The sequence below is a fragment of the Acidovorax sp. LjRoot118 genome, assembly GCF_964253575.1.
Classification (GTDB): Bacteria; Pseudomonadota; Gammaproteobacteria; order Burkholderiales; family Burkholderiaceae_C; genus Acidovorax.
Genome location: NZ_CAXURB020000001.1, coordinates 5,278,885 through 5,305,635 on the forward strand (window position 1 = coordinate 5,278,885; position 26,751 = coordinate 5,305,635).

Annotated in this window: 24 protein-coding genes; 6 read left to right on the forward strand and 18 right to left on the reverse strand. The window is 67.2% G+C overall.

Annotated elements, in window-relative coordinates:
* Nucleotides 1-19: 19 nt before the first annotated feature.
* The 13 genes from ACSQ9E_RS24820 to lepB all read right to left on the reverse strand — a co-directional run bounded on the left by ACSQ9E_RS24820 (nt 20) and on the right by lepB (nt 14,743).
* Nucleotides 20-1,453: a UDP-N-acetylmuramoyl-tripeptide--D-alanyl-D-alanine ligase gene (locus tag ACSQ9E_RS24820; RefSeq protein WP_436220262.1), complete on the reverse strand. Its 1,434-nt coding sequence runs from the start codon at nt 1,451-1,453 to the stop codon at nt 20-22.
* Nucleotides 1,450-2,949 (reverse strand): UDP-N-acetylmuramoyl-L-alanyl-D-glutamate--2,6-diaminopimelate ligase, encoded by a 1,500-nt coding sequence (locus tag ACSQ9E_RS24825; RefSeq protein ID WP_436219438.1) that lies wholly within the window; start codon nt 2,947-2,949, stop codon nt 1,450-1,452. Before ACSQ9E_RS24825 ends, ACSQ9E_RS24820 begins: the two co-directional genes overlap by 4 nt.
* Nucleotides 2,946-4,691 (reverse strand): peptidoglycan D,D-transpeptidase FtsI family protein, encoded by a 1,746-nt coding sequence (locus ACSQ9E_RS24830; RefSeq protein WP_057200154.1) that lies wholly within the window; start codon nt 4,689-4,691, stop codon nt 2,946-2,948. Before ACSQ9E_RS24830 ends, ACSQ9E_RS24825 begins: the two co-directional genes overlap by 4 nt.
* Nucleotides 4,688-5,014 carry a cell division protein FtsL gene (gene ftsL, locus ACSQ9E_RS24835; protein WP_057200153.1) on the reverse strand — a complete coding sequence of 109 codons (327 nt, stop codon included), beginning with the start codon at nt 5,012-5,014 and terminating at the stop codon, nt 4,688-4,690. The genes ACSQ9E_RS24830 and ftsL overlap by 4 nt, the downstream gene beginning before the upstream one ends.
* A complete protein-coding gene (rsmH, locus tag ACSQ9E_RS24840; protein WP_057200152.1) occupies nt 5,011-5,940 on the reverse strand; it encodes a 16S rRNA (cytosine(1402)-N(4))-methyltransferase RsmH in 930 nt (309 codons plus the stop codon). Before rsmH ends, ftsL begins: the two co-directional genes overlap by 4 nt.
* A 9-nt stretch (nt 5,941-5,949) precedes the next feature.
* Nucleotides 5,950-6,378, reverse strand: coding sequence for a division/cell wall cluster transcriptional repressor MraZ (mraZ, locus tag ACSQ9E_RS24845; RefSeq protein ID WP_057200254.1), 429 nt, complete (start codon nt 6,376-6,378; stop codon nt 5,950-5,952).
* Between the two features lie 252 nt (nt 6,379-6,630).
* Nucleotides 6,631-7,962 (reverse strand): ATP-dependent protease ATPase subunit HslU, encoded by a 1,332-nt coding sequence (gene hslU, locus ACSQ9E_RS24850; RefSeq protein WP_436219439.1) that lies wholly within the window; start codon nt 7,960-7,962, stop codon nt 6,631-6,633.
* A gap of 106 nt (nt 7,963-8,068) precedes the next feature.
* A complete protein-coding gene (gene hslV / locus ACSQ9E_RS24855) occupies nt 8,069-8,632 on the reverse strand; it encodes an ATP-dependent protease subunit HslV (RefSeq protein WP_057200150.1) in 564 nt (187 codons plus the stop codon).
* Between the two features lie 77 nt (nt 8,633-8,709).
* The gene (locus ACSQ9E_RS24860; protein WP_436219440.1) at nt 8,710-10,431 is read right to left on the reverse strand and encodes an STAS domain-containing protein; all 1,722 of its coding nucleotides are present in this window, start codon (nt 10,429-10,431) and stop codon (nt 8,710-8,712) included.
* A gap of 53 nt (nt 10,432-10,484) precedes the next feature.
* Nucleotides 10,485-11,033: an RNA polymerase-binding protein DksA gene (dksA, locus tag ACSQ9E_RS24865; protein WP_436219441.1), complete on the reverse strand. Its 549-nt coding sequence runs from the start codon at nt 11,031-11,033 to the stop codon at nt 10,485-10,487.
* Nucleotides 11,034-11,490: 457 nt separating this feature from the next.
* Complete coding sequence (locus ACSQ9E_RS24870; RefSeq protein WP_436219442.1) at nt 11,491-12,570, reverse strand: CobW family GTP-binding protein; 1,080 nt, start codon at nt 12,568-12,570, stop codon at nt 11,491-11,493.
* A 219-nt stretch (nt 12,571-12,789) separates the two neighbouring features.
* Nucleotides 12,790-14,025, reverse strand: coding sequence for a class I SAM-dependent rRNA methyltransferase (locus ACSQ9E_RS24875; protein WP_057200147.1), 1,236 nt, complete (start codon nt 14,023-14,025; stop codon nt 12,790-12,792).
* Nucleotides 14,026-14,077: 52 nt separating this feature from the next.
* A complete protein-coding gene (lepB, locus tag ACSQ9E_RS24880; RefSeq protein WP_436219443.1) occupies nt 14,078-14,743 on the reverse strand; it encodes a signal peptidase I in 666 nt (221 codons plus the stop codon).
* 288 nt (nt 14,744-15,031) lie between these two features.
* Between lepB and ACSQ9E_RS24885 the strand changes: the two genes are divergently transcribed.
* Nucleotides 15,032-17,389, forward strand: coding sequence for a putative bifunctional diguanylate cyclase/phosphodiesterase (locus ACSQ9E_RS24885; protein ID WP_436219444.1), 2,358 nt, complete (start codon nt 15,032-15,034; stop codon nt 17,387-17,389).
* Nucleotides 17,390-17,406: 17 nt separating this feature from the next.
* Here ACSQ9E_RS24885 and ACSQ9E_RS24890 read toward each other — a convergent pair whose 3' ends face one another.
* The 3 genes from ACSQ9E_RS24890 to dapF are packed head-to-tail and all read right to left on the reverse strand — an operon-like array spanning nt 17,407 to nt 20,000.
* The gene (locus ACSQ9E_RS24890) at nt 17,407-18,405 is read right to left on the reverse strand and encodes a tyrosine recombinase XerC (protein WP_436219445.1); all 999 of its coding nucleotides are present in this window, start codon (nt 18,403-18,405) and stop codon (nt 17,407-17,409) included.
* Between the two features lie 21 nt (nt 18,406-18,426).
* Nucleotides 18,427-19,125, reverse strand: a complete 699-nt coding sequence (locus tag ACSQ9E_RS24895) for a DUF484 family protein (RefSeq protein WP_057200144.1) — start codon at nt 19,123-19,125, stop codon at nt 18,427-18,429.
* Nucleotides 19,122-20,000: a diaminopimelate epimerase gene (gene dapF / locus ACSQ9E_RS24900; RefSeq protein WP_436219446.1), complete on the reverse strand. Its 879-nt coding sequence runs from the start codon at nt 19,998-20,000 to the stop codon at nt 19,122-19,124. Before dapF ends, ACSQ9E_RS24895 begins: the two co-directional genes overlap by 4 nt.
* 127 nt (nt 20,001-20,127) lie before the next feature.
* Between dapF and ACSQ9E_RS24905 the strand changes: the two genes are divergently transcribed.
* Nucleotides 20,128-20,832: a glutathione S-transferase N-terminal domain-containing protein gene (locus ACSQ9E_RS24905; RefSeq protein WP_428002510.1), complete on the forward strand. Its 705-nt coding sequence runs from the start codon at nt 20,128-20,130 to the stop codon at nt 20,830-20,832.
* A gap of 10 nt (nt 20,833-20,842) precedes the next feature.
* Here ACSQ9E_RS24905 and ACSQ9E_RS24910 read toward each other — a convergent pair whose 3' ends face one another.
* Complete coding sequence (locus ACSQ9E_RS24910; protein ID WP_436219447.1) at nt 20,843-21,727, reverse strand: LysR substrate-binding domain-containing protein; 885 nt, start codon at nt 21,725-21,727, stop codon at nt 20,843-20,845.
* Nucleotides 21,728-21,841: 114 nt separating this feature from the next.
* On the opposite strand from ACSQ9E_RS24910, the gene ACSQ9E_RS24915 reads away from it, so the two are divergent.
* Nucleotides 21,842-23,044, forward strand: coding sequence for an MFS transporter (locus ACSQ9E_RS24915; RefSeq protein WP_436219448.1), 1,203 nt, complete (start codon nt 21,842-21,844; stop codon nt 23,042-23,044).
* A gap of 40 nt (nt 23,045-23,084) precedes the next feature.
* Nucleotides 23,085-23,897, forward strand: a complete 813-nt coding sequence (gene dkgB, locus ACSQ9E_RS24920) for a 2,5-didehydrogluconate reductase DkgB (protein ID WP_436219449.1) — start codon at nt 23,085-23,087, stop codon at nt 23,895-23,897.
* Nucleotides 23,898-23,906: 9 nt separating this feature from the next.
* Here the strand turns inward: dkgB and ACSQ9E_RS24925 are convergent, their stop codons facing one another.
* Complete coding sequence (locus tag ACSQ9E_RS24925; RefSeq protein WP_436219450.1) at nt 23,907-24,776, reverse strand: LysR substrate-binding domain-containing protein; 870 nt, start codon at nt 24,774-24,776, stop codon at nt 23,907-23,909.
* Nucleotides 24,777-24,875: 99 nt separating this feature from the next.
* Here ACSQ9E_RS24925 and ACSQ9E_RS24930 point away from each other — a divergent pair, with 99 nt between their 5' ends.
* Together ACSQ9E_RS24930 and ACSQ9E_RS24935 are read left to right on the forward strand one after the other, a co-directional pair.
* Nucleotides 24,876-25,838, forward strand: a complete 963-nt coding sequence (locus tag ACSQ9E_RS24930) for a Bug family tripartite tricarboxylate transporter substrate binding protein (RefSeq protein WP_436219451.1) — start codon at nt 24,876-24,878, stop codon at nt 25,836-25,838.
* A 92-nt stretch (nt 25,839-25,930) separates the two neighbouring features.
* Nucleotides 25,931-26,683 carry a maleate cis-trans isomerase family protein gene (locus ACSQ9E_RS24935; protein WP_057200137.1) on the forward strand — a complete coding sequence of 251 codons (753 nt, stop codon included), beginning with the start codon at nt 25,931-25,933 and terminating at the stop codon, nt 26,681-26,683.
* The last annotated feature ends 68 nt before the right edge of the window (nt 26,684-26,751 follow it).

The following is a 26,751-nucleotide window of genomic DNA, read 5'->3' on the forward strand; positions in this document are numbered from 1 at the left end:
CCGGCGAGCGCTTGTCGATTCAGTGCGTTGCGTCATGGGTTCCCTCGGACTTTCCTTGTTGTTCTTGTTGTGTTGCTGGCGGGGCGGCGGCAGCGGCAATGGCCTGCACCACCCTTTCCATCTTCATGAAGCGCGAACCCTTGACGAGCACACTGCCCACCGTGGGCAGCGCGGCACAGACCGCAGACTGCAGCTGTTCCATGCCCTCGAAATGCGTGGCAGCCCCGTGGGCCCGCGCGGTGTGTGCCGACAGCGTTCCCAGCGCATACAGGGTGGCGATGCCGGCCGCCTTGGCTTGGGCGCCTGCCTCGGTGTGGAACTGCGGCCCTTGCTCGCCTACCTCGCCGATATCGCCCACCACCAGCAGGTGCGGGCCGGGCAAGGCCGCCAGCACGTGGATGGCGGCCTGCAGCGAATCGGGGTTGGAGTTGTAGGTGTCGTCCACCACGGTGATCTCGCGCCCGGCGTGCTGCACGCTGAAGGCGCGCGAGCGGCCCTTGACCGGCACGAAAGCATCGAGCCCCCGGGCGATGGCGGCCAGCGGCACACCGGCGGCCAGGGCGCAGGCGGTGCCCGCCAGTGCATTGGTCACGTTGTGGCGGCCGGCGATCTGCAGGCGGCAATCGAGGGCCCCGGCGGGTGTCTGCACCTGCACAACCCAGGCGCCCTGTGTCCATTCGGCAGACGCGCAGGCCACATCGCCCCCCTCGCCGAACGCGAGGCAGCGGCGTGCTCCGGCTAGCTCGCGCCACAGCGGAGTGAAGGGGTCGGCGGCGGGAAACACCGCCACGCCATCGGCGGGCAGCGCCGCGAACACCGAGCCGTTCTCGCGCGCCACGGCTTCCACGGTGTGCATGAACTCCATGTGCTCGCGCTGCGCGTTGTTCACCAGGGCCACCGTGGGTTGGGCCATGGCGGCCAGCACGGCGATCTCGCCGGGGTGGTTCATACCCATCTCGATCACGGCGGCGCGGTGTGCACCGTGCAGACGCAGCAGCATCAGCGGCACGCCGATGTCGTTGTTGAAATTGCCCTCGGTGGCAAAGGCGGCCTCGCCCTGCCAGGCGCGCAGGATGGAGGCGATCATCTGCGTCACCGTGGTCTTGCCGTTGCTGCCGGTCACGCCGATCAGCGGCAGGCGCAGTTGCGCGCGCCAGCCGGTGGCCAGCGCACCCAATGCAGCCAGGCTGTCGGGCACCTCGATACCAGGCATGCCGGCCGCTTCGAGGCCGCCATGCGCAATCGCTGCGGCAGCCCCACCCGTGCGAGCCTGGTCCAGGAAGGCATTCGCATCGAAGCGTTCGCCCTTGAGCGCCACGAACAGGTCGCCCGCCAGCAGGCTGCGGGTATCGGTGTGCACGCGCTGCAGGGCCGTATCGCCATCGCCCACCAGGCGCGCTGAAGCGATGCGCGGATGGATGAGGGCGTGCGCTTGGCGCAGGTTCATCATCATGCCCATGTGCGGGCTCCTCGGGCCTGCAGCGCAGCCTGCGCATGGGCCATGTCGGAGAACGGCATGCGCACGCCGGCCGTCTCCTGGGTGTCTTCGTGTCCCTTGCCGGCGATCAGCACCACGTCCAGGGCATCGGCTTCACCGATGGCGGCCGCGATGGCGGCGGCGCGGTCGGGCTCGGGCAGCACCGAGGCGCCGGCAATCGTGCCTTGCAGGATCTCGTGGATGATCAGGGCGGGGTCTTCGCTGCGCGGGTTGTCGCTGGTCACCAGCACGCGGTCGGCCTGCTGCTGCGCCACGGCGCCCATCAGCGGGCGCTTGCCGGCGTCGCGGTCGCCGCCACAGCCGAACACGCACCACAACTGGCCACCGCGTTCCTCCGCCAGGGGGCGCAGCGCGCGCAGCGCCTTGTCCAGCGCATCGGGGGTGTGGGCGTAGTCCACAGCCACCAGGGGTTGCCCTGGCGCCACCAGGCGCTGCATGCGCCCGGGCACCGGCTGCAGGCGGCTGCAGGTATCGACGGCATCGGCCAGGGACACGCCCAGGCTGCGCAGCGTGGCCAGCACGCCCAGCAGGTTCAGGATGTTGTACTGGCCGATCACGCGGGTCTGCAGAACCTGCCGCTCTGCGCCCTCCACCACGGTGAAGCGCAGGCCCTGCTCGCCCAGCGCCACGTCGCGGGCGACCAGGCGGGCGTCGGCTTCAAGGGCTATGCCCCACAGGTCCAGCGCCGTGCCTGCCAGCTCGGCATGCAGCTGCGCGCCGGCCGGGTCGTCCACGTTGACCACAGCGGCCTGCAGGCCGGCCCAGCCGAACAGCTCGCGCTTGGCCAGCCAATAGTCCGCCATGCTGCCGTGGTAATCCAGGTGGTCCTGCGTGAAGTTGGTGAACACGGCCACGCGGATGCGCGTGCCGTCCAGGCGCCGCTCGGCGATGCCGATGGACGAAGCCTCGATGGCGCAAGCGCCCATTCCCTCCTCCGCGAACTGCGCGAAGGCGCGCTGCAGGCGCACGGGGTCGGGCGTGGTCATGCCGGTGTAGGTGAGTGCCGGTGGCCGCCCGAGCCCCAGGGTGCCGACGATGGCGCAGCCCTTGCCGTACTGCGGGCCCACCAGCAGGTTGAGCGCATCGGCCAGCCACGAGGCAGTGGAGGTCTTGCCGTTGGTGCCCGTTACGGCAAGCACATCGAGCCGCTGGGTGGGATGGTCGAACCACTCGGCCGCAATCGGGCCGGTGGCGGCCTTGAGGCCCGGCAGTGCGGCAATATGCTCGCCCTCCAGCGCAAACACCTCCACGCCCGCCTGCTCCACCAGGCAGGCCGTGGCACCGCGCACCAAGGCATCGGACACATGGGCACGCCCGTCGGTGGCCGCACCGGGCCAGGCAATGAAGCCGTCGCCCGGGCCGATCAGACGGCTGTCGGTCTGCAGCGTGCCGGTGACGCGGCCGCGCAGCCACTGCACTGCGTCGCGGGGGGAGTTCAGCACCTGGGTCACAGGGATTCCTCCACGGGGTTGGCCACGATCTGGGGCTTGACAGCCATGTCGGGCTGCACGCCCATCATGCGCAGCGTCTGCTGCACCACCTCGCTGAACACCGGGGCGGCCACGGCGCCGCCGTAGTACACACCGTTGTTGGGCTCGTCAATCATCACGGCAACGATGATGCGCGGCTTGTCGATGGGCGCCATGCCGGTGAACCAGGCGCGGTACTTGCCGGAGGCATAGCTCTTTCCCACCTGCTTGCGCGCCGTACCGGACTTGCCACCCACCGAGTAGCCCAAGGTCTGCGCCTTTTGGCCGGTACCGCCGGGGCCGGCGGCCATCTGCAGCATCTTGCGCACTTGGTCGGCCGTGCGCTCGGAGAACACGGGCACGCCGATGGCGGGCTCATCGGTCTTGAACATGGTGGCCGGGATCACCTTGCCGCCGTTGGCGAACACGGTGTACGAACGCGCCATCTGGAACAGGCTGGCCGACAGGCCGTAGCCGTAGGACATGGTGGCCTGCTCCACAGGGCGCCAGGTCTTGTAGGGACGCAACTTGCCGGTGACGACGCCAGGAAAGGTGATTTGCGGCTTCTGGCCAAAGCCCGCAGCCGAGAAGGTCTCCCACATTTCACGCGCCGGCATCTGCATGGCGATCTTGGTGGTGCCCACGTTGCTCGACTTCTGGATCACGCCTTCGACGGTGAGCACCCCATGGTTGCTCGTGTCGGAAATGGTGGAGCCCGTGATGGTGATGCGGCCGGGATTGGTATCCACGATCGTGTCGGGCTTGACCCGCCCCGACTCCAGCGCCAGACCGATGGTGAATGGCTTCATGGTCGAGCCCGGCTCGAACACATCGGTCAGCGCGCGGTTGCGCAGTTGCTCGCCAGTGAGGTGCTGGCGCTTGTCGGGCACATAGCTCGGGTAGTTGGCCAGGGCCAGCAATTCGCCCGTGTGGGCATCGAGCACCACCACGCTGCCGGCCTTGGCCTTGTGCAGGGCGACCTGGTCGCGCAGCTTCTGGTAGGCGAAGAACTGCACCTTGCTGTCGATGGACAGTTGCATGTCGCGCCCGTCCACGGGTGGCACGGTCTCGCCCACGCCCTCGACCACGCGGCCCAGGCGGTCCTTGATCACGCGGCGCGATCCGGCCTTGCCGGCCAGCTCCTTGTTGAAGGCCAGCTCCATGCCCTCCTGGCCATGGTCCTCGACGTTGGTGAAGCCGACCACGTGCGCAGCAGCCTCGCCCTCAGGGTACTGGCGCTTGTATTCCTTGCGCTGGTAGATACCCTTGATGCCCAGGGCGGCAATCTGCTGGCCCACTTCCCAGTCGAGCTGGCGCTTGATCCAGACGAAGGTCTTGTCCTCATCGGCCAGTTTGGCGTTGAGTTCGGACAGCGGCATCTCCAGCAGCTTGGCCAGCTGCTTCATCTTGGCCTTGACCTCGGGCTGGTCCTGCTCCACGTCCTCGGGGATGGCCCAGATGCTGGCAGCCGGCACGCTGGAGGCCAGGATCAGGCCGTTGCGGTCGAGGATCTTGCCGCGGTTGGCCGGCATCTCCAGGGTGCGGGCAAAGCGCACCTCGCCCTGGCGCTGGAAGAACGCGTTGCCGAACACCTGCACATAGGCCGCCCGCGCGCCCAGGCCCAGAAAGCCCAGCGCGATCATTGCCACGATGAACTTGCTGCGCCAGACGGGCGTCTTGCTGGCCAGCAGCGGGCTGGAGGTGTACAGAACGCTGCGGCTCATGGCTGCACCCCTGTGGCGGGTGCCGCGGCCTGCGAGGGCGAGGCGGCGGCCGTGACACCGGCCGGGTCGGACACGTACTGGGTGATGGCCGGCGTGGCCGTGCGCATCTGCAGCTGCGCGCGCGCGAGCTTTTCCACGCGCAGCGGCGTGGCCTGGGCGCGCTTTTCCACCTGTAGGCGCTGGTGCTCGGTTTCCAGCCGGCGGGCCTCGGCCGTGGCGCGGTCGAGCTCGGTGAACAGGCGGCGCGACTGGTACTGGGTGTGCACCAGGAACAGCGCGCTGGCCAGCACCGCCAGCAGCAGCACTAGGTTCAACCGGGTCATGCAGGCACCTCGGTGCGCTCGGCCACACGCATGATCGCGCTGCGCGAACGGGGGTTGCCGGCCACTTCGGCCGCACTGGGCTTGATGCGGTCCAGCGCCACCAGCCTCATGGCCTGGGGCACGGCAAAGGGTGCGCGGCGGTCGTAGACCTCCTTGGAGTGCTTGGCGATGAACTGCTTGACGATGCGGTCTTCCAGCGAATGGAAGCTGATCACCGCCAGGCGCCCGCCCGGCTGCAGCACCGACAGGCTGGCCTCTAGCGCCTGTTGCAGCTCTTCAAGCTCGGCGTTGATGAAAATCCGAAGAGCCTGAAATGTGCGCGTTGCAGGGTTCTGGCCCTGCTCGCGGGTTTTGACCGTGCCAGCCACGAGACTGGCCAGTTCACCGGTGGTTGCAACAGGCCCCCGCTCTTCGCGCCGCGCAACAATCGCCTTTGCAATGGGGCCAGCAAACCGTTCTTCACCGTAGTCACGTATCACCTCCGCAATCTGTTGAACCTCGGCAGTTGCCAACCACTGGGCCACGCTTTCGCCGCGCGTGGTGTCCATGCGCATGTCCAGCGGGCCATCGAAACGGAAACTGAAACCCCGCTCGGGGCTGTCGATCTGGGGTGAGCTCACGCCCAGGTCCATCAGCACGCCTGCGGCACTGCCCGCAGGCAGTTCACCGAGGTGGCGAAATCCTTCGTGCCGAATGGAAAAACGCGCATCGTTGATGCGCGTTGCTTCGGCGATGGCTTCGGGGTCCTTGTCGAATGCCACAAGACGCCCCTCTGGCCCCAGCCGCAGCAGGATCCGGCGCGAGTGCCCCCCGCGCCCGAAGGTGGCGTCCACAAAGGTGCCGGACGGCTCGGGGCCCGCGCCGCCGAGCAGCGCGTCCACCGCTTCTTCGAGCAGGACGGTCGTATGTTGCAAAGCCTCGGTCACCGCGCGCCTTTAGAAAGAGAAGTCCTTGAAGACGTCGGGCATCTCACCCTGCATGGCCTTGGCCTCCTGCTCGTCATAGGTGGCCTTGTCCCAGAGTTCGAAATGGTTGCCCATGCCCAGCAGCATGGTCTCGCGCGAAATGCCGGCGGCCTCGCGCAGTTCGGGGGAAACGAGGACGCGCCCCGTGCCGTCCATCTCCACGTCCTGGGCATTGCCCAGGAAGATGCGCTTCCACCACTGGGCGGACATGGGCAGCTCGGCGATGCGCTCGCGGAATTTTTCCCACTCGGGACGGGGGAAGACCATCAGGCAGCCGTGGGGGTGCTTGGTGATCGTGAGTTGCCCGGCGGCCGTCGCGGCGAGGACGTCACGATGCCGGGTCGGCACGGACAGCCGACCCTTCGCATCGAGACTCAGCGACGAGGCACCTTGGAACACGAAAAAAATCCCCACTCGGTATGGATCCACTCAACCCGTGCAAAGGGTCTTCGAGGGCACTTTTCACCACTTAATTGCACTTTTTTGCACTGTAGCAGGAAAAGCACACCGAGCAAGGGGGTGCACAACAAACTTTTGTAATGAAATCAAGGACTTAGGCGCAACTCCGAAGACGCCAAACAAGCAAAAGTCGTTGAAAAAGAACCACTTAGAGCAGCCTATGCAAGTGTTACCTCAAGGCAGCGCCCAAGGTCACAGGATGTAGCGCGAGAGGTCCTCGTTCTGGCTCAGGGTTTGCAGCCGGGCATCGACATAGGCCGCATCGATGGTGACCGTCTGACCCGACAGCCGCGTGGCGTCGAAACTCACCTCATCGAGCAGCCGCTCCATCACGGTGGAAAGCCGGCGCGCGCCGATGTTCTCGGTGCGCTCGTTGACCTCGAACGCGATGTGCGCCAGGCGCGTGATGCCCTCGGAGGCGAATTCCAGGGTGACCCCCTCGGTGGCCAGCAGCGCCTGGTACTGCTTGACCAGGGAGGCATGGGTCTGCACGAGGATGGCCTCGAAATCCTGCACCGAGAGCGAGCCCAATTCCACCCGGATCGGAAAGCGCCCCTGCAGTTCGGGAATCAGGTCGCTGGGCTTGGCCAGATGAAAGGCGCCCGAGGCGATGAACAGGATGTGGTCGGTCTTGACCATGCCGTACTTGGTGGACACGGTGGTGCCCTCCACCAGCGGCAGCAGGTCGCGCTGCACGCCCTGGCGCGAAACATCAGCGCCACTGCTTTCCTGACGCGACGCCACCTTGTCGATCTCGTCGATGAAGACGATGCCGTTCTGCTCGGCGTTGGCGATGGCGCGGGCCTTGATCTCTTCCTCGTTGACGAGCTTGGCGGCTTCCTCCTCGATGAGGAGCTTGAGCGCCTCGGCGATCTTGAGCTTGCGCGTGCGCCGCTTGTCCTGGCCCATCTGGCTGAACATGCCGCGCAACTGCTCGGTCATCTCCTCCATGCCCGAGGGGCCCATGATCTCCAGCGCCGGCCGGCTCTCGGCCACGTCGATCTCGATCTCCTTGTCGTCGAGCGAGCCCTCGCGCAGTTTCTTGCGGAACACCTGGCGCGCCGTGCTGTCGGTGGCAGGGGGTGCTTCACCGCCGGCGCCCGAGCGGGCCACGGGGATCAGCACGTCCAGGATGCGCTCTTCGGCTGCATCCTCGGCACGCGCGCGCACCTTGCGGGTCTCGGCATCGCGCGTCTGTTTGACGGCGATCTCGGCCAGATCGCGGATGATGGAGTCCACGTCCTTGCCCACATAGCCCACCTCGGTGAACTTGGTGGCCTCGACCTTGATGAAGGGCGCATCGGCCAAGCGTGCCAGGCGCCGGGCGATCTCGGTCTTGCCCACGCCCGTGGGACCGATCATGAGGATGTTCTTGGGGGTGATCTCGTGGCGCAATGCGCCCTCGACCTGCTGGCGGCGCCAGCGGTTGCGCAGCGCAATGGCCACCGCACGCTTGGCGCTGGCCTGGCCAACGATGTGGTGGTCGAGTTCGGAGACGATTTCTTGGGGGGTCATGGACGACATGGGGATCCGCCTGGGTTCGGTGGGGGAACCGGCCGCCGCATCACACTGCGGCCGGCACCATGAAAGGGAGGGCCCGGGTCGCGCAGTCGCGCGCCGGGCAAAGCCATCAAAGCGTCTCGATGGTGTGGTGCATGTTGGTGTAGATGCACAGCTCACCTGCGATCTCGAGGGACTTCTTGACGATCTCCTGCGCCGGCAGGTCGGTGTGGTTGAGCAGCGCCTTGGCGGCCGAGTGGGCATAGGCCCCGCCCGAGCCGATGGCCACGATGCCCTGCTCGGGCTCCAGCACGTCGCCGTTGCCGGTGATGATGAGCGAAGCCTCCAGGTCGGCTACCGCCAGCATGGCCTCCAGGCGGCGCAACACGCGGTCGGTGCGCCAGTCCTTGGTCAGTTCGATGGCGGCACGCACCAGGTGGCCCTGGTGCTTGTCGAGCTTGGCCTCGAAGCGCTCGAACAGCGTGAAGGCATCGGCCGTGGCGCCCGCAAAGCCGGCCAGCACCTTGCCATGGTGCAGCTTGCGCACCTTGCGGGCGGTGCCCTTGACGACGATGTTGCCCAGGGTGACCTGGCCGTCCCCGCCAATGGCTACCTGCACGCCGGCAGGGGTCTGGCGGCGCACGCTCAGGATGGTGGTGCCGTGAAACACCGGGTGGTTGTTTGAGGAATCCATAGCTGCCGCAGATGGGGGCGCCGGCACGGCTTTCAAGCCGGGGCAGCGCCCGCCGCCCGGCACAGGCACGCAGCCCGTCAGTTCTTGCGGGGGATCACCCAGGCGTGCTCGTTGATACCGATCACGTTGAAGAAGATGGCCACCAGGCGCTGCAGGTTGTGGAAATGCACCTCATGGCCCTGGCCCTGCTGCTCTGCGGCCCAGTTGAGCACCGAACCGGCCGCAGCGAAGTCGACGCGGATCAGCTTGTCGCAGGACACCGTGAGCGGCACCCCGGGGCGCATCAGCGCCTGGAAGGGCTCAAGCAGCGGGGTGGCATCGCCATCGATGTGGCCGCTGAGCGAGGCCACAGGCGTGTTGTCCAGCGTCGCAGGAACCGAGGCATCAAAACCGAAGTCCGACGCCAGCATGTCCCGCTCCGCGGGCGCCGCAGCCTGGCTGCTGGTCGCTGTAGCATCGTCCGAATAGCCCATCTTGGGGGCCACCCAGGAGGGCGGCGACACCTCATAGGTCACGCAGTAGTCGAGCGCCACCAATTCGAACTCGTCAGGCCGGCCCATCAGGCGCAGCGCTGCCATGCGCAGGCGCCACCACTCGGGGCCTGAGGCGCGATCACCCGACTGGGTCATGATCTCCATCAGCGTCGTGAGCCGGTCCACCCCCGAGAACACGAACTGGCCCGCACGGTCCGCCCACTTGGTGAACTGGTCTGCCAGCAGGGGCACGGCGGCATCGTCGATGCCGGCGATGCGCGTCCAGGCCAGCGTCCAGGGCGCAGCAGAGCGCTCGATGGAGGCCTGCAGCGCCGCCACGGATGACACCGTAAGCCGCGGGGGCGCATTCCAGCTGAAATCCCGGCGGGCCGCACCCGCTACGGGCGCCTGCTCCTGCACCAGACCGAGCTGCTCGGGCATGGAGAACCACAAGGGCGCCGAGCGGCTGAAGCCGGCGGCAAAATCGATGGCCAGGGTGTCGAAGCGGTCGTGCTGGCCCGTCGCGCGGTACAGATCGAACAGCGTCATCCAGATTTCCAGCTGCTGCGCCGGCTCGTCCTGCTGGTGCTGTGCCAACACGTCGAGCAAGCCGGACTCCGCCCCTGCGTGATCGCCGTTGGCGAAGCGGATGGCGGCCTCTTCAAGGTCGGGTTCGTGCACGAATTCCTCCGGTGCGGATGCGGTTTCGGGCGTTGGTGCCGGACTCGGGTCAAACGATGCCAGTACGTCCTGCCGCGGCGGCTCCCCCCGCATGGTCGCATCGATGCCGCCAAACTGGCCGATCGCCATGCTGTCGTCGTCAAAAAGGGGCTTGACCGCCGCAGGGGCGGCAGCAATGGGTGCGGCCAGGCTGACGGGCGCGGTGGGCGCGAAGGCGCGTGCAGCGGCCTCGTCCTCCCCGCGAAAATCCGCAGGCTGGGTGGGGGCGTCGGCGTTGGCCTTGCTCTTCCACCACTGCTGCGACATCTGCGCCTCGATCTCGTCGATCTTCTTGAGCGTCACGGCGCGCTCGTCGGGCGAGGCCATGCTGCTCTGGAAGAACGAGGGGCGTGCGGTGGGGTCTTCGGTGCGCTGGCCTTGCAGCACTTCGCGCTGGCGCAGCTTGCGCAGCTGATCGAACTCGCGGCGGCGCACGAAATCGTTGCGGCGCTTGCGCTCGATCATCTCCTTGAGCATCTGCTTGCTGTACTGGCTCTCCCGGTCGTCCTGAAGCGAGTCGAGCTCGGTCCAGTTTGTCGTCGGGTTGCGCACAAACCGCACCATCTTGGACAGCAGGCCGCCGGGCGTGGTTTCTTCCTTGCTCATGGGGTAGGCGAGAGAGGGTGCGTGCGCATGGGTGCGTTCAGGCCGGGCGGACTTCAGTCACCGAACATTTTCTGCTTGAGTTCACGGCGCTGTTGCGCTTCGAGCGACAGCGTGGCTGTGGGGCGGGCGATCAGGCGGCCGACACCGATGGGCTCGCCCGTCTCGTCACAGTAGCCATAGTCGCCAGCGTCGATGCGGGCGATGGACTGCTCGATCTTCTTGAGCAGCTTGCGCTCGCGATCGCGCGTGCGCAACTCCAGGGCGTGCTCTTCCTCGATGGTGGCACGGTCGGCAGGGTCCGGCACCACCACGGTGTCTTCACGCAGGTGCTCGGTGGTTTCACCGGCACTGTTGTGGATGTCCTGCTTGAGCTGGACCAGCTTCAGGCGAAAGAACGCCATCTGCTTTTCGTTCATGTATTCGCTGTCAGGCATGGCCAGGACTTCAGCGTCGGTCAGCTCCTGGGCCGTCTTGGCTTTCCAGTTGTTGGCCAGCTTGGGGTCTTTTTTGGCAGCAGTGAAAGTGGGATGCACTTGCGCGGTCGTGGGCATGGTCTGTTGGTAGCTGGCTTTGGCAGCGGTGGAAGCCGTTGCCTGTGCCATGGATGGTACGGTCAATTGGGCCAATCGGGAAGAAGGCCGGGTCGTGCGCACGGGTACATGGGATCCCGCCTGCAGAACAGGTTCGGGGGCGACGGGCACCAGGGCGGCTGTCGCCTTGGGAGCAGCCTTGGCAGGGGCCTTTGCAGCAGCTTTGGCTGCCGCTGGTGCGGCAGCGCTTTTACCCGCGCTCGGGGCTGCTTTCGCAGCCGCCTTGGATTTGCTGGTTTCGGCTTTCACTTCCTGGTCTCCTCGCTATACGGGCGGGCCCAGGCTGCGCTGGCAGCCAAGGGCGGATGGCAAGCCTTCCGGGGTTTTACCGGGGCGCGATTGTATCGACCTGGGCTGACGCAAACGAAAACGTTGCAGATACGACACATCTTGCCAGCCATATCGCGGTTTTCCGAGGCAAATCGCGAAGGGGACGCTTGTTGACAATCCCCAACCAGCTCAGCGCCCGTCAAGCCACAAGGCTTTGTTCCAGCCCTTGCAGGAGGATGTCCTTGGGCAGGTCGATGCCGATGAAGACCATCTTGCTCAGGCGCTCCTCGCCCTCGGCCCACTGCGGCCCCAGGTCGCTGCCCATGAGCTGGTGCACGCCTTGGAAGATCACCTTGCGCTCGGTGCCCTTCATGTACAGCACGCCCTTGTAGCGCAGCATGCGTGGACCGTAGATGTTGACGATGGCGCCCAGGAAGTCCTCGAGCTTGGCCGGATCGAACGGGCGCGTCGAGCGGAAGACGAAGCTCTTGACGTCGTCATCGTGGTGGTGGTGGTGCCCACCGCCTTCGTGGCCCTGCTGGTGCGAAGGGTGGTCGCAGTGCTCACCATGTTCATGGTCATGGTGGTCATGGCCATGGTCGTGGTGGTCGTGATCGCCCTCTTCCTTGAGGAAGTCGGGATCGATGTCGAGCTTGGCGTTGAGGTTGAAGCCACGCAGGTCCAGCACTTCCTTGAGCGGCACTTCGCCGAAGTGCACGGCCTTGATGGGCGCGCGCGGGTTCATGTGCTTCAAGCGATGGATCAGGGCGTCGGCCTCTTCGGCGCTCACCAGGTCGGTCTTGGACAGGAAGATCTGGTCGGCAAAGCCCACCTGGCGGCGTGCCTCCTGGCGGTCGTTGAGCTGCTGGGGCGCGTGCCTGGCATCCACCAGCGTGATGATGGAGTCGATCAGGTAGGTCTCGGCGATCTCCTCGTCCATGAAGAAGGTCTGCGCCACGGGGCCGGGGTCGGCCAGGCCCGTGGTCTCGATTACGATGCGGTCGAAGTCGAGCAGGCCCTTGCGCTTCTTGGCGGCCAGCAGTTGCAGCGTCTCGCGCAGGTCCTCGCGGATGGTGCAGCAGATGCAGCCATTGCTCATCTGCACGATCTGCTCCTTGGACTCGGTCACCAGGATGTCGTTGTCGATGTTCTCTTCGCCGAACTCGTTTTCGATCACGGCGATCTTCTGGCCGTGGGCTTCGCTGAGCAGGCGCTTGAGCAGGGTGGTCTTGCCCGAGCCCAGGAAGCCGGTGAGGATGGTGGCAGGTATAAGGGACATGGAGAAAAGCCTAGAAAAGGATGCGGGTGCCAGGGGGACGACTTGCGGCAGTTTAGCCACGAAATCAAGACCCCACCGAACCCCTGCACCAATGGGGATCCCGCATTTTTGAGCTCAATCGCATACCAGTCTTTGCCTTGAAGCTATGGATCAAGGAGCAAAAAAGCATCTCTTGACGAAAGGAAGTTGCGTTAGTGCCCGGACAGGAGGCTGTGGATTTCAGGATTTGCGCATCACCACCAGCCCCTTGAGGTACTCGCCTTCGGGAAACTCCAGCGTCATCGGGTGGTCGGGAGCCCCTGCCAGGCGTTCGACGATGTAGCCGTCCACCCCCGCATCGGCCCCTGCCGAGGCCACGATCTTGTGGAACAGGTCGGCGCTGATGCCGCCCGAACACGAGAAGGTGAACAGCACGCCGCCGGGCGTGAGCAGTTGCAGCGCCAGACGGTTGATGTCCTTGTAGGCGCGCGCGGCGCGTTCGGCATGCGCCGCGGTGGGCGCGAACTTGGGCGGATCGAGCACGATGGCGTCGAAGCGCTGGCCTTCCTTGAGGAACTGGCGCAGCGAGGCGTTCACATCGGCATCCAGGAAGCTCGCGCGGTTCACGTCGAAGCCGTTGAGCGCCACGTGGGCGCGCGCCCGCTCCAGCGCGGGGCCGGAGGAGTCAATGGAAGTCACGTGGCCGCCTCCCGGGCCGCCCGCCGCCTCGGCCGCACGCATGCCGGCCAACGCTGCCACGCTGAAGCCGCCGGTGTAGCAAAAGCAGTTGAGCACATGCTGGAAGCCCAGCCGGCGCGCGTAGTCGGCAAAACGCTTGCGGCTGTCGCGCTGGTCCAGGTAGAAGCCGGTCTTGTGGCCTTCGGCAATGTTGAGCGTGAGCTGCCACTGGTGCTCGTGGATGGTCAGCTCAACCGGCGGCACCTCGCCACCGGCCACCGGGCCGCCGCGCAGCCAGCCCGTGGCGGGCTCCAGCCCCTCCAGAGCGCGCACGCTCGCATCCGAGCGCTCGTACAGCCGGGTGAGGCCGGTCTCGCGCAGCAGGGCATCGGCCAGCACATCTTTCCAGCGCTCGGTGCCGGCACTGGTGAACTGCGCCACCAGCGTGTCGCCATAACGGTCCACGATCAGGCCGGGCAGGCCGTCGGACTCGCCATGCACCAGGCGGATGCCGTCGCTCTGCACATCGAAGCGCGCGCGGGCGATGATGGCGCGCGCGCAGGCGGCAATGAAGAAGGGCTCATCGATGCGCTGCGCCTCGTCGAAGCTCCACACCCGGGCCCGGATGCGCGAGCTGGGGCTGAACGCGGCCCAGGCCAGGAACTGGCCCTCGTGCGACTCGACACGCACCGTCTCGCCGCTGTCGCCACCGCCCTTGGCGATGGCCGATTCGAAGATCCAGGGATGGCGGCGCAGGAGCGAGCGCTCCTTGCCAGGGCGAAGGCGAAGGGTTTTCATGGCCCCGATTGTCGCGCCGTTGGAGCGCTCCCCCGCCAGACGGGCGGCTGGATTACAGCTTCTGGCCGAAGCGCTCGAAGCGCGGCATGAAATACCGGTCGGTATCCGCCGACACCAGCACGCCCAGGGCCCGGCCGATCAGCAGATGGCGCGGCACCAGGCCGATGTAGCGTGAATCGGCGCTGTTGTCGCGGTTGTCGCCCAGCACCAGGTACTCACCCTCGGACACGGTCACGGGGTCAAAGCTGCTGCGCGCCGTCACGCCATGCAGCCATTGCACGCGGCGCTCGTGGCCCTGAACCTGCTCCGTCAGGCGCGTGGCGTCGACCGTGCGGCCCAGGCCCATGGCTTCCTGCAGCGCCTGCGGTGCCTCGTAACGGGCGGCTTCGCCATTGATGATGAGCACTTCGTCGCGCATCTCCACCGTATCGCCTGGCACTGCCACCAGGCGCTTGATGAGGCGCGTGCCGTCCAGCGGCGAAGAGAAGGTCACCACGTCACCGCGCCGCGGCTCGCCCATCGGGGCCAGCACCACGTCGGTCAGCGGAATTTTCACGTTGTAGGCCAGGCGGTTGACGAACACCACATCGCCCTCGACCAGGTTGGGCCGCATCGAGCCCGAGGGAATGGGGTTCCAGTCCGCCACGGCCGTGCGGAACAGGCCGAAGCACATCAGCAGCACCAGAAATCCCTTGTTGGCCTTGATCCAGCGTCCCATCGATTCTTCTCCTCGGGTTGTCCCTTGAACGGCTTTTCGTGTGGCCCTGCGCTGCACGGCCACAGCGCTCGGAGCCCGCCACCGCGCCAAAGGTTCCCGGCCACCATGCGCATGCAATCCGAACGCCGTGCGGTCGGCGCAACGGACCGCGCGCCCCCTGGGTTGACCCCTGGGCAGGCACACAGCCGAGGGTGCACAATGGTTGCAAAGTGTGTTTTGCCGAAACCTGTGTGATGACGCAGCCGCCCGAGCGCAGAGGCCGGAGGCTGCCCCAACGGACCCGCCTGCATGGCAGAACCCCGCCTTTTGACACTCCTGCCCGCGCGCGTGCAGCAATGGCTAGCCCCCTACGAGGCAGATGAACCGCTGGCCGCGAGCTTTCGCGCCCAGCAGTTGCAGGCCATGCTGCGCCTGACCCCGCTGGCCATGGCGGTCAATGTCTTCAACGGGTGCTTCATCACCTGGCGCCTGGCCACGGTGCCCCCCTGGCTCTGGGTCTGGATGCTGGCGCTGCTGTTTGTGGCGGCACAGGGACTGCGTGCCTGGCAGCGCGCACGCAACCACCCTCCCCGCCTGCTGGCGTCGAAGAAGGCGATCCGGCGCGCCGCCCGGCACGCCGGCGTGCTGGGCCTGCTGTGGGGCGCCATACCGGCGGCGCTCTTCGCCTCGGCCACGGCGCCAGACCAGATGATGATCCTGGCGATCAGCTGCGGAATGATCTGCGCGGGGGGCTTTGCGCTGGTGACGGTGCCCGAGGCGGCCCTGAGCTATGTGCTGCTGCTCGCGGGCGGCTCGGCCGTGGGGCTGGCACGGGCGGCGGACCAGCCGGGCACGCTGACACTGCTGGTGCTGCTGGTGACCTACGGCCTGGTGGTGATCGCCTCGGTGCGCGTGATGGCCCGGTCCTATGGGTCGCGCCTGGCGGCCGAGGCCGATGCCGCCCACCAGCAACAGATCGTGGGCCTGCTGCTGCGCGATTTCGAGGAAAACACCAGCGACTTCCTCTGGGAGGTTTCCAGCGAAGGCACGCTGCGCCACTCCTCCAACCGCCTGGACCAGGCCCTGCGCTACAGCCGCCAGGACGACCCGGACCTGGGCCTTGTGGAACTGATCGCCCGCACCCACCAGGGCGCCACCCATGGGGTTGACCCGGCCGGCCACCTGCAGGCGCTGCAGGCCGCGCTCAGGGGTCCACAGCCGTTTCGTGACCTGCCCGTACCCATTGTGATCGAGAGCCAGTTGCGCTGGTGGGCGCTTACCGCCAAACCCATCTGGCGGCTGGATCAGCGCCTGCAGGACTGGCGCGGCGTGGGGGTGGACATCACCCACAAGAAACACGCCGAGGACGAGATGCACCGCCTGGCGCACTTCGACTCGCTGACCGGTCTTGCCAACCGGCGCCACTTCCAGCATCGGCTGCAGCAGCAGTGCGCGCTGGACAGCGCCGGCACCAGCGCAGCAGCCCTGCTGTGCCTGGACATGGACAATTTCAAGCGCGTCAACGACGCCTATGGCCACGGCAATGGTGACCTGCTTCTCAAGACCGTGGCGCAGCGCATGGACCAGGAGATCCGCAGCCGCGACCTGGTGGCCCGACTGGGTGGGGACGAGTTCGCTATCCTGCTCGACGGTGCCAGCACACGGGCCGAAGTACAGGTGTTCTGCGACCGGCTGATGCGCGCCGTAGAGCAGCCCTGCGACCTCTCGGGCCTGGCCACCACCCCGCACCTGAGCATCGGCGTGGCCTTCCTGCCGCGCGATGGCACCCACGTGGACGCCCTGCTGCACCATGCCGACCTGGCCCTGTACGAAGCCAAACAACGCGGCCGCAGACAGGTGCAGTTCTTTTCCATCGAGATGGACCAGCGCGCCCACCGGCGCATCGCGCTCGAGGACGGCCTGCGCTCTGCCCTGGCGCAGGGTGAACTGCACCTGGCCTTCCAGCCCCAGTGGCACCTGGCCTCGGGCCGCATCGCGGGGCTGGAGGCCCTGCTGCGCTGGAACAGCACGCGCTTTGGCAGCGTGTCGCCCGTGGAATTCATCCCCGTGGCCGAAGAGGCAGGCCTGATCCGCGACATCGGGCTGTGGGTGCTCGAACACGCCTGCCTGGCGGCGCTCCAGTTGCCGGGCGAGCTGGTGATGTCGGTCAACCTCTCGGTGTGCCAGTTCGACGATGCCCTGCTGGCCGACAAGATCCTGGCGGTGGTGGAGCGCTGCGGCCTGCCGCCCGAGCGGCTGGAGCTGGAGATCACCGAATCGGTCTTCCTGCAGGACACGGACGATGTGATGGCCACGCTGCACCGGCTGCGCCATGCGGGCGTGCGCATCGCGCTGGACGATTTCGGCACGGGTTACTCCTCGCTGGCCTATCTGCGCAGCTTTCCGTTCGACCGGCTCAAGATCGACCGCTCCTTCATCGCGCCCATAGAGGGCAGCTCTGAGTCGAAGGCCATCGTGCACTCCGTGATCGAACTGGCGCAGGCGCTGCACATGGAGACCACGGCCGAGGGCATCGAGACCGCTGAACAGGCCCATCTGCTGCAGGGCCTGGGCTGCGTGACCGGCCAGGGCTTCTACTTTGCGCGGCCGCTGGACCTGGCGGCGGTTACCGCCTTCATCGCTGCGCAGCCAGCGACGGCCACCTGACCACCTGCAGGATCGGACTATTCAGAGCCTGGCTTGCGCCTGGCCCTCGGGTGTGCCGCGTCGTACACCTTGGCCAGGTGCTGAAAATCCAGGCGCGTGTAGACCTGAGTGGTGGTGATGTTGGCGTGGCCGAGCAACTCCTGCACCGCCCGCAGGTCACCGCTGGACTGCAGCAGGTGGCTGGCGAACGAATGGCGCAGCATGTGCGGGTGCACGGGGGTGGTCAGCCCGGCCTGCTGGCTGCGCTGGCGCAGGCGCAGCCAGATGGACTGTGCCGTGAGCCGCGCGCCGCGCTGGCCCAGGAACAGCGCGGCATCCATGCGCGCCGATCCGCCGCCGCCGAAGGGGCCGGCGCGCAGCGCCAGCCAGGCCTGCAGGGCCTCGACCGCGGACCTGCCCACCGGCACGCTGCGCCGCTTGCTGCCCTTGCCGAACACATGCGCCTCGCCCGCCTGCAGGTCGATCCAGCCGCGGCCCTGGCGCTGGGTTTCGGCACTGGGCACGGCATCAAGCCCCGCGAGCTCGCCCACGCGCAGGCCGCAACCGTACAGCAGCTCCACCATGGCGGCGTCGCGCGTTTCCAACCAGGGGTCGGCGCCGGTGTTGTCGAACTGGGCCAGGCGCACGGCGTCGTCCACCCCCAGGGCCTTGGGCAGGGGCTTGGGGGCCTTGGGCGCGCGCACGTCCTGCACCGGGTTGTGCGGCACCAGGCCCTGGCGCCCGGCCCAGATGAAAAAGCCGCGCCAGCCCGAAAGGATGAGCGCAATGCCACGCCCGCTGCGCCCGCCGCTGTGCATCTGCGCGACGAAGCGGCGGATGTGCGCCGTCTGCAGCTGCAGCAGGGGCAGGCCCGCGCCGGCTGCGAACTGCGCCAGCTTTTCGAGGTCCAGCGTGTAGAGCGTGAGCGTGCGCGCCGCCAGGCGCTTTTCCACGCGCACATGCTCCAGGTAGCGCAGCACCAGCGGATCTGGCGCCAAGGTGCCGGGCTCAGGGGCGACGGGTGCGGTGGTAGTCACGTGCAGCCGTCCGCCAGCAGGTCAGCGCAGGCGCACCAGCGCCGAGCTGGCCAGCTCGGCAATGCGCGAAAGGAATTCGGTGCCCATGGTGGCATCGAAGCGCTGGGGATCGTGCGAGCCCAGCACCAGCAGCCCGAAGGCCGGAGTGGCGCTGTCGATGGCGCCCTGGCGCAGCGGCAGCAGGGCCAGCGACTGGGCCTGCACGCCATCGATTGCGCTGAGCCAGCCGGCGGGCTCGAAGCCCAGGTTGGGGCCGCAAAAGGGCATGGTCAGCGACGAAGCGAAGGCCCGCGCGTCCTCACTGGCGCCCTGGGCGAAGTCGGCATCCACGTAGGGGCCGGCCACTTCCCACACGCGCACGGTGGCCTGGGGCACGTCGAACAGGGAGCGGATGCCCTCCACCACTGCTTCGGGCAGGTCGAACGGGTCCTTGACCTGCAGCAGTGCGCTGGTCCACTGATGCACCTTGGCCGCAATGGCGGTGTTCTCACCGCTGTTGCGCACCATGTCCATCACGCGGTGCTCCAGACCCTTGATCTTCTCGCGCAGCATCTCGGCCTGGCGCTCCTGCAGGCTCACGGCGCGCGCGCCGTGGGGGCTGGTGATCTGCACGCTGGCCAGGACCTCGGCGTGGCGCTCGAAAAAGCCGGGGGTGTTCTCCAGGAACTGGGCGATGTCGTCTTCGGTGATGGGCGGGATATGGGTGCTGGGATTGGTCATGCTGCGTCCGGAATGTCGATCTGGCCTTCGAATACGGTGGTGGCCGGGCCGGTCATGAAAAGGGAATCGGTATCCTGCCCGCTCCAGGCGATGGTCAGGCGCCCGCCATGCATGTCCACATGCACCTCGCTGTCGAGCAGCCCAAGGCGAATTCCGGCGGCCACGGCCGCACAGGCGCCCGAGCCGCAGGCCAGGGTCTCTCCGGTGCCGCGCTCGAACACCCGCAGGCGCACATGGCCGCGGTCCAGGATCTGCATGAAGCCCGCGTTCACGCGCTCAGGAAAGCGCGAGTGGCTCTCGATCAGCGGGCCCCACAGGCCCACAGGGGCCGTGTCCACGCTGTCCACCAGTTGCACGGCATGCGGGTTGCCCATGGAGACCACGGCCACCGGCACGGTGACGGAGATGCCCTGCACGTCGAACGCCAGGGGCCAGGTGCGGCCGTTGCCCTGCACCGTAGGGGCCAGGGCCGCGGTATCGAAAGGCACGCGGGGCTCGTCGAGCACGGGCACGCCCATGTCCACCGTGACCCGGCCATCGGCATTGAGCTTTGGCGAGAGCACGCCGCTCAGGGTCTGCACGCGGATGGTGTCCTTGTCCGTCAGGCCTTTGTCGCGCACGTAGCGTGCAAAGCAGCGCGAGCCATTGCCGCACTGGCCCACCTCGCCGCCGTCGGCGTTGTGGATCACGTATTCGAAGTCGATGCCCGCGGCAGGCGAGGGCCGCACGGTGAGGATCTGGTCGGCGCCCACGCCGAAATGGCGGTCCGCCAGGTAGCGGTACTGGCCGGCGGTGAGATTCAGCCGCGAGCGGGTCTCGTCGAGCACGACGAAGTCGTTGCCCGCGCCCTGCATTTTGGTGAAGTGGATCTTCATGCCCGGATTATCGTCGGTGCAGGGCCGGCCTTGTCAGACACCGTGGCAATGGCAATACCCCCATCCGGCACAGGGCGGCCAAGCGGTTTAGGCTAACGCGTCTTTGAAAACAACGAACGAGGAGCCCATGGCAGACATTTCCGCCTTCCCCATCACCCGCAAGTGGCCCGCCCAGCACCCCGACCGCATCCAGCTGTACTCGCTGCCCACGCCCAATGGCGTGAAGGCCTCGATCGCGCTGGAAGAGATGGGCCTGCCCTACGAGCCGCACCTGGTGAGTTTCGAGACCAACGACCAGACCTCGCCCGAGTTCCTGTCGCTCAATCCCAACAACAAGATCCCCGCCATCCTCGACCCCGACGGCCCCGGCGGCAAGCCACTGGCGCTGTTCGAGTCCGGTGCCATCCTCATCTACCTGGCTGACAAGACCGGCAAGCTGGTGCCCCAGGACGCAGCGGCCCGCTATGAAACCCTGCAGTGGGTGATGTGGCAGATGGGCGGCGTAGGCCCGATGTTCGGCCAACTCGGCTTCTTCCACAAGTTCGCCGGCAAGGACTATGAAGACAAGCGCCCGCGCGACCGCTACGTGGCCGAGTCCAAGCGCCTGCTGGGCGTGCTGGACCAGCGCCTGGCCGGACGCCAGTGGGTGATGGGCGACACCTACACCATTGCCGACATCGCCATCCTGCCCTGGGTGCGCAACCTGGTGGGCTTCTATGGCGCGGGCGAGCTGGTGGAGTTCGACCAGTTCAAGGAAATCAAACGCGTGCTGGACGCCTTCGTGGCACGCCCGGCCGTGGCCAAGGGGCTGAACATTCCCGCGCGCGGCTGAGCGATCGAGCTCAGCCCATTCTCTCCTGGAGAAAGTCCAGGAAGCACACAATGCGCGCGGCCAACTGCGTGTTGCGGTAGTACACCGCATTGATGGGCTGGCGCACGTCCACCGTGTCGCGCGCCAGCACCTGCACCAGGCGGCCGGCCTCGCGGTCGCCTGCGGTCATGAAATCCGACAGGCAAACCAGCCCCACATGTTCCAGCGCCAGCTGGCGCAATGTTTCGCCGCTCGACGCGGTGAGGCTGGGCACGATCCGCCATTCGTCTCCGTGCGTGCCGCGCAGCGGCCAGCGGTTGAGCGACTCTGGCTCGTTGAAGCCCAGCAGCGTATGCCCGGAGAGTTCGGCCACGCCCTTGGGCTTGCCGGCGCGCGCCAGGTACTCCGGGCTGGCCAGCACGCGCAGGCGGCTGGTGCACAGGGGACGCGCGTGCAGGGTCGAGTCCTGCAGCCGGCCTATGCGGATGGCCACGTCCGTGCGCTGCTCCAGCAGGTCGATGTACATCTCGTCGGTATTCAGTTCCAGCGTGATCTGCGGATAGGCGGCTCGGAACGCCGGCACCAGCGGCACCACGGCGTGCAGCATGAAAGGCGTGGCCGCATTCACGCGCAGCCGGCCGGCGGGCTGCTGGCGGCGTGCCGCCATGCTTTCCTCGGCATCGTCGATGGAGGCCAGGATGGCGCGCGTGCGCAGAAGGAAGGCCTGGCCCTCCTCGGTCAGCTCGGTGCGGCGCGTGGTGCGGCGCAGCAGCGTAGTCTCCAGCTTCTTTTCCAGGCGCCCAAGGGCCCGGCTGATGCCCGATACCGTCTGACCCAACTGGTCCGCCGCCGCAGTGATGGAGCCGCCGTCGACCACGGCCACGAAGGCCTGCAACTCTTCCAGGGTGGATTTCATGGGCGCAATGCTCGCCGATTGTTGATTCCAAATCAACTATCTATGGCGTAGAACCCTCTTTTTCTGCAAGGCTACAAACCCGACACTTCCCTGCATCCACACAGGAGTGTTTCCATGCCCATTGCCTTGCTCGCGCTGACGCTCAGCGCATTCGCCATCGGCACGACGGAGTTCGTGATCGTTGGCCTGCTGCCCACCGTGGCGGCCGATCTGTCCATCAGCATCCCTTCAGCGGGCCTGCTGGTGAGCCTGTATGCCCTGGGGGTCGCCGTCGGCGCCCCGGTGCTCACCGCGCTGACCGGCAAGCTGCCGCGCAAGGCGCTGCTGCTGTCGCTGATGGCGCTGTTCACCGCCGGCAACCTGCTGGCCTGGCAGGCACCGAGCTATGAATCGCTGGTGGCCGCGCGCATCCTCACCGGCCTGGCGCACGGGGTGTTCTTCTCCATCGGCTCAACCATCGCCACCGGTTTGGTGCCGCGCGAGAAGGCGGCCAGCGCCATTGCCATCATGTTCACCGGGCTCACCGTGGCGCTGGTCACCGGCGTGCCCCTGGGCACTTTCATCGGCCAGCACTTCGGCTGGCGCGAGACCTTTTTGGCCGTCTCGGCACTGGGCGTGGTCGCCTTCATCGGCAGCGCACTCTTCGTGCCGCGCAATATCGCCCATACCCCACCCGCCTCGCTGCTGCAGCAGGCCAAGGTGCTGGCCGAGCCACGCCTGCTGCTGGTCTATGCCAAGACGGCCATCGGCTACGGTGGCACCTTCATTCCCTTCACCTTTCTTGCACCCATCCTGACCGACATCTCGGGGTTCAGCGCCGGTGCGGTGGGCTGGGTGATGCTGGTCTACGGCGTGTCGGTGGCCGTGGGCAACATCTGGGGTGGCCGGCTGGCCGACCGGCTGGGCCCGATCCCGGCGCTGCGCATCGTGTTCGCCCTGCTGGCCGCCGTGCTTTTGCTGCTGCAGTTCACCGCGCCGCACCCCTGGCTGGCGCTGGTGACCGTGCTGCTCTGGGGCGCCGTGGCCTTCGGCAATGTGCCGGGGCTGCAGGTCTACGTGGTCAAGCAGGCCGAGCGCTTCAAGCCGCAGGCGGTGGACGTGGCCTCGGGCCTGAACATCGCCGCCTTCAACCTGGGCATTGCCGGTGCCGCCTGGGCCGGTGGCCTGATCGTGACGCACCTGGGCCTCATGCACACGCCCTGGATCGGTGCCGTGGTGGTGCTGGGCTGCCTGGCCCTGACGCACTACAGCGGCGTGCTGGACCGCCGAGCCGGCATCCCCGTGCGCTCCAGTGGCCCGGTCCCCGTCGGCCACTGATCACCCTTTTTTCCTGCACATCCACACGGAGTCTTTCTTCATGCATTCTTCTACCATCCCCGCCTTCGGCCTGGGTACCTTTCGCCTCAAGGACCAAGTCGTCATCGACTCGGTGCGCAACGCGCTCGACCTGGGTTACCGCGCCATCGACACCGCGCAGATCTACGGCAACGAGGCCGAGGTCGGCCAGGCCATCGCAGAAAGCGGTGTGCCACGCAGCGCGCTGTTCCTCACCACCAAGGTCTGGACGGAGAACCTGGCGGCGGACAAGCTCATCCCCAGCCTGAAGGACAGCCTCACCAAACTGCGCACCGAGCAGGTGGACCTGGCGCTGATCCACTGGCCTTCGCCCAGCGGCGCCGTGCCCGTGGCCGAGTTCATGGGTGCGCTGGCCGAAGCCAAGGCCCAGGGCCTGGCGCGGCAGATCGGTGTCTCCAACTTCAACGTGGCGCTGATGCAGGAGGCCATTGCCGCCGTGGGCGCCAGCACCATCGCCACCAACCAGGTGGAGCTGCACCCCTACCTGCAGAACCGCAGCGTGGCCGACTTCGCCCGAAGCCAGGGCATCCCCATCACCTCGTACATGACCCTGGCCTACGGCAAGGTGCTGAACGATCCGGTGGTCGAAGCCATTGCCCGCGCGCACGGCGCCACCACGGCCCAGGTGGCCCTGGCCTGGACGCTGCAGTTGGGCTACGCAGTGATCCCTTCGTCCACCCGGCGCGAGAACCTGGCCAGCAATCTGAAGGCGCAGCAACTGCGTCTGAGCGATGCAGAGATGGCACAGATCGCTGAACTGGACCGTGGCGGCCGGCTGGTCGATCCCGAAGGCCTCGCCCCGTCTTGGGATTGACCGATCCCCTCAGCCGGCCACCACGCGCACAAAGGCCGGCACCACACCCAGCAGGTCGTCGCGCCGCTGCAGCGCATGCACGTCGGCACGCGGTGCCTTGGTCCCCAGGGTCTTGAGCACCACGCGGGCGCCGAACAGGCTGCCGAGCGACGACGGCACCAGCGCCACGCCCAGCCCTGCGGCCACCAGGCTCAGCAAGGCCGCCAGCTCCACCGTGGTCTGCGCCACCCGGGGCGCAAAGCCGGCCTGCACGCAGCACTGCACCATGTGCTCGGCATGGGCCGATGAATCGCGGCGCAGCATCACGAAGGCCTCGCTGCGCAGGTCCTTCAGGGCCAGCGCCTTGCGCGCCGCCAGCGGGTGGCCAGGCGGCAAGGCGGCCACCACAGGATCGGGCCACAGCAGGGTGCTCGCGAGCTGGTCGTCGTTGACCGCCGTGCGCGAAATGCCCACGTCGATGCGCTTGTCGCGCAGGGCCGCCTGCTGCAACGAAGGCTGCATCTCGTGCAGCACCACGTCCACGCCCGGGTGGCTGTGCCGGTAGCGCGCCAGCGCTGCCGGAAACGGCCCCAGAAAATGCGAGCCCGACAGCCCCACCTCGATGCGCCCCGCCTGCCCCTGGCCGATGGCCGCCACGCGCTGGCGCGCCGTGTCCAGCCGCTCCAGCACCGCGCGCGCATCCACCAGGTAGGCCTGGCCCGCCAGCGTCAGCTCCACGCGCCGGCTGGTGCGCACGAACAACTGGGCGCCCAGCTCCGCCTCCAGCTGGGCGATCTGCAGGCTCAACGGCGGCTGCGACACATGCAGGCGCTGCGCGGCGCGCGTGAAGCTCAGCTCTTCGGCCAGGGCGATGAAGTAACGCAGGTGCCGCAGTTCCATTGATACTTTTCAAGTCTTGATCAAGACCAACAATATATTGGACTGTTGGTTCGCTTGTTTCCACAATACCCTGACTACAACATCCAGGCGGAGACAAACATGACGATCAAGCACAGCCTGCTGGCTGCCACGCTGGCCCTTTCGGGCCTGGCCACGGCGCAGGACAACTACCCCAGCAAGGCCATCACGCTCACGGTGCCCAACCCGCCCGGCGGTGTGGTGGACACCTCGGCCCGGTTGCTCAACGAACCCCTGGCGCGCGTGCTCGGCCAGCCGGTGGTGATCGACAACAAGGCAGGCGGCAGCGGCAACGTGGCCTACGGTGCCGTGGCCCGCAGCAAGGCCGACGGCTACAACCTGCTGATCTCGTACTCGGCCTACCATGTGGGCAACCCGGCACTGACCCCCAGCCTGCCCTGGGAGGCCAAGGATTTCGCACCCGTGGCCCTGCTCACCGTGGCCACCAACGTGATCGCGGCCCACCCCTCGGTGCCGGGCAACAACCTCAAGGAGTTCATCGCCTACCTCAAGGCGAACCCCGGCAAGGTCAACTACGCATCGCAAGGCAACGGCTCGCTCTCGCACATCGGCACCGAGATCTTCAAGCAGCAGAGCGGCACCTTCATGACCCACATCCCCTACCGCGGCTCGGGCCCGGCCGTGGCCGACGTGCTGGCCGGCCAGGTGCAGGTGTTCATCACCACGCCGCCGTCGGTCATGCAGCATGTGGTCAGCGGCAAGCTCAAGGCCTTTGCCGTGACCGGCACCAAGCGCCACCCCGGCCTGCCCAACGTGCCCACCGTGGCCGAGGCCGGGATGCCCGACTTCAAACTCGAAGCCTGGGTGGGCCTGTTCGCCCCGGCGGCCACGCCACCGGCGGTGATCAGCAAGCTCACGGCCGACGTGAAGAAGGCGCTGGAGATGCCGGAGACGCGCCAGCGCGCCGACGCCGCCGGCATCGAGCTGCGTTACCTGCCGCCCGATGCGCTCGGCGACCTCGTGAAGACCGAGACCGCCTACTGGGCCAAGACCATCAAGGGCGCCGGCATCAAGGCCGACTGACCCGACAGCCCCCTCCCCTGCGTGATCCCATTCCCGGCGCCCCGTGCGCCGGGCAGGGCAGCGCTTTGCCCATTTTTTCCCGAAAGACCGCCATGCAACGCACCTACCGCATTGGGCAGATCGTGCCCAGCTCCAACACCACCATGGAGACCGAGATCCCCGCCATGCTGCGCGCCCGCGAGCAGATCCTGCCCGAGCGCTTCAGCTTCCATGCCAGCCGCATGCGCATGCAGAAGGTCACCCAGGAAGAGCTGGCCGCCATGGACCGCGACTCCGACCGCTGCGCACTGGAACTTTCGGATGGAAAGATGGACGTGATGGGCTATGCCTGCCTGGTGGCCATCATGAGCATGGGCCTGGGCTACCACCGCACGTCCGAAAAGCGGCTGCACGAGGTCACGGTCGCCAACGGCAAGCCAGCGCCCGTGGTATCGAGTGCCGGCGCGCTGGTCGAAGGCCTGAAGGCCATGGGCGCGAAGAAGGTCTCTGTGCTCACCCCTTACATGAAGCCGCTCACCCAACTGGTGGTGGATTACATCGAACACGAAGGCATCGCCGTGCACGACAGCCTGTCGCTGGAGATCGCCGACAACCTGGAAGTGGGCGCACAGGACCCTGCGGCACCGGCGCAGATCGTGCAGCGCCTGGACACGCGCGGCGTGGACGTGGTGGTGATCTCGGCATGCGTGCAGATGCCCTCGCTGGCGTCGGTGCAGGTGGCGCAGGACCGGCTGGGCATCCCCGTCGTGTCGGCTGCGGCTTGCACCACCTGGGCCATGCTCAGGCGCCTGGGGCTGGAGACCCGGGTGCCCCATGCCGGCGCCCTGCTCTCGGGCAAGTACTGATCCGCGGGAAAGCCCCGCGCTTTCCCGCATGACGCGCCCGGCAGGCTGCGGTCAAAGCCGGATAATGG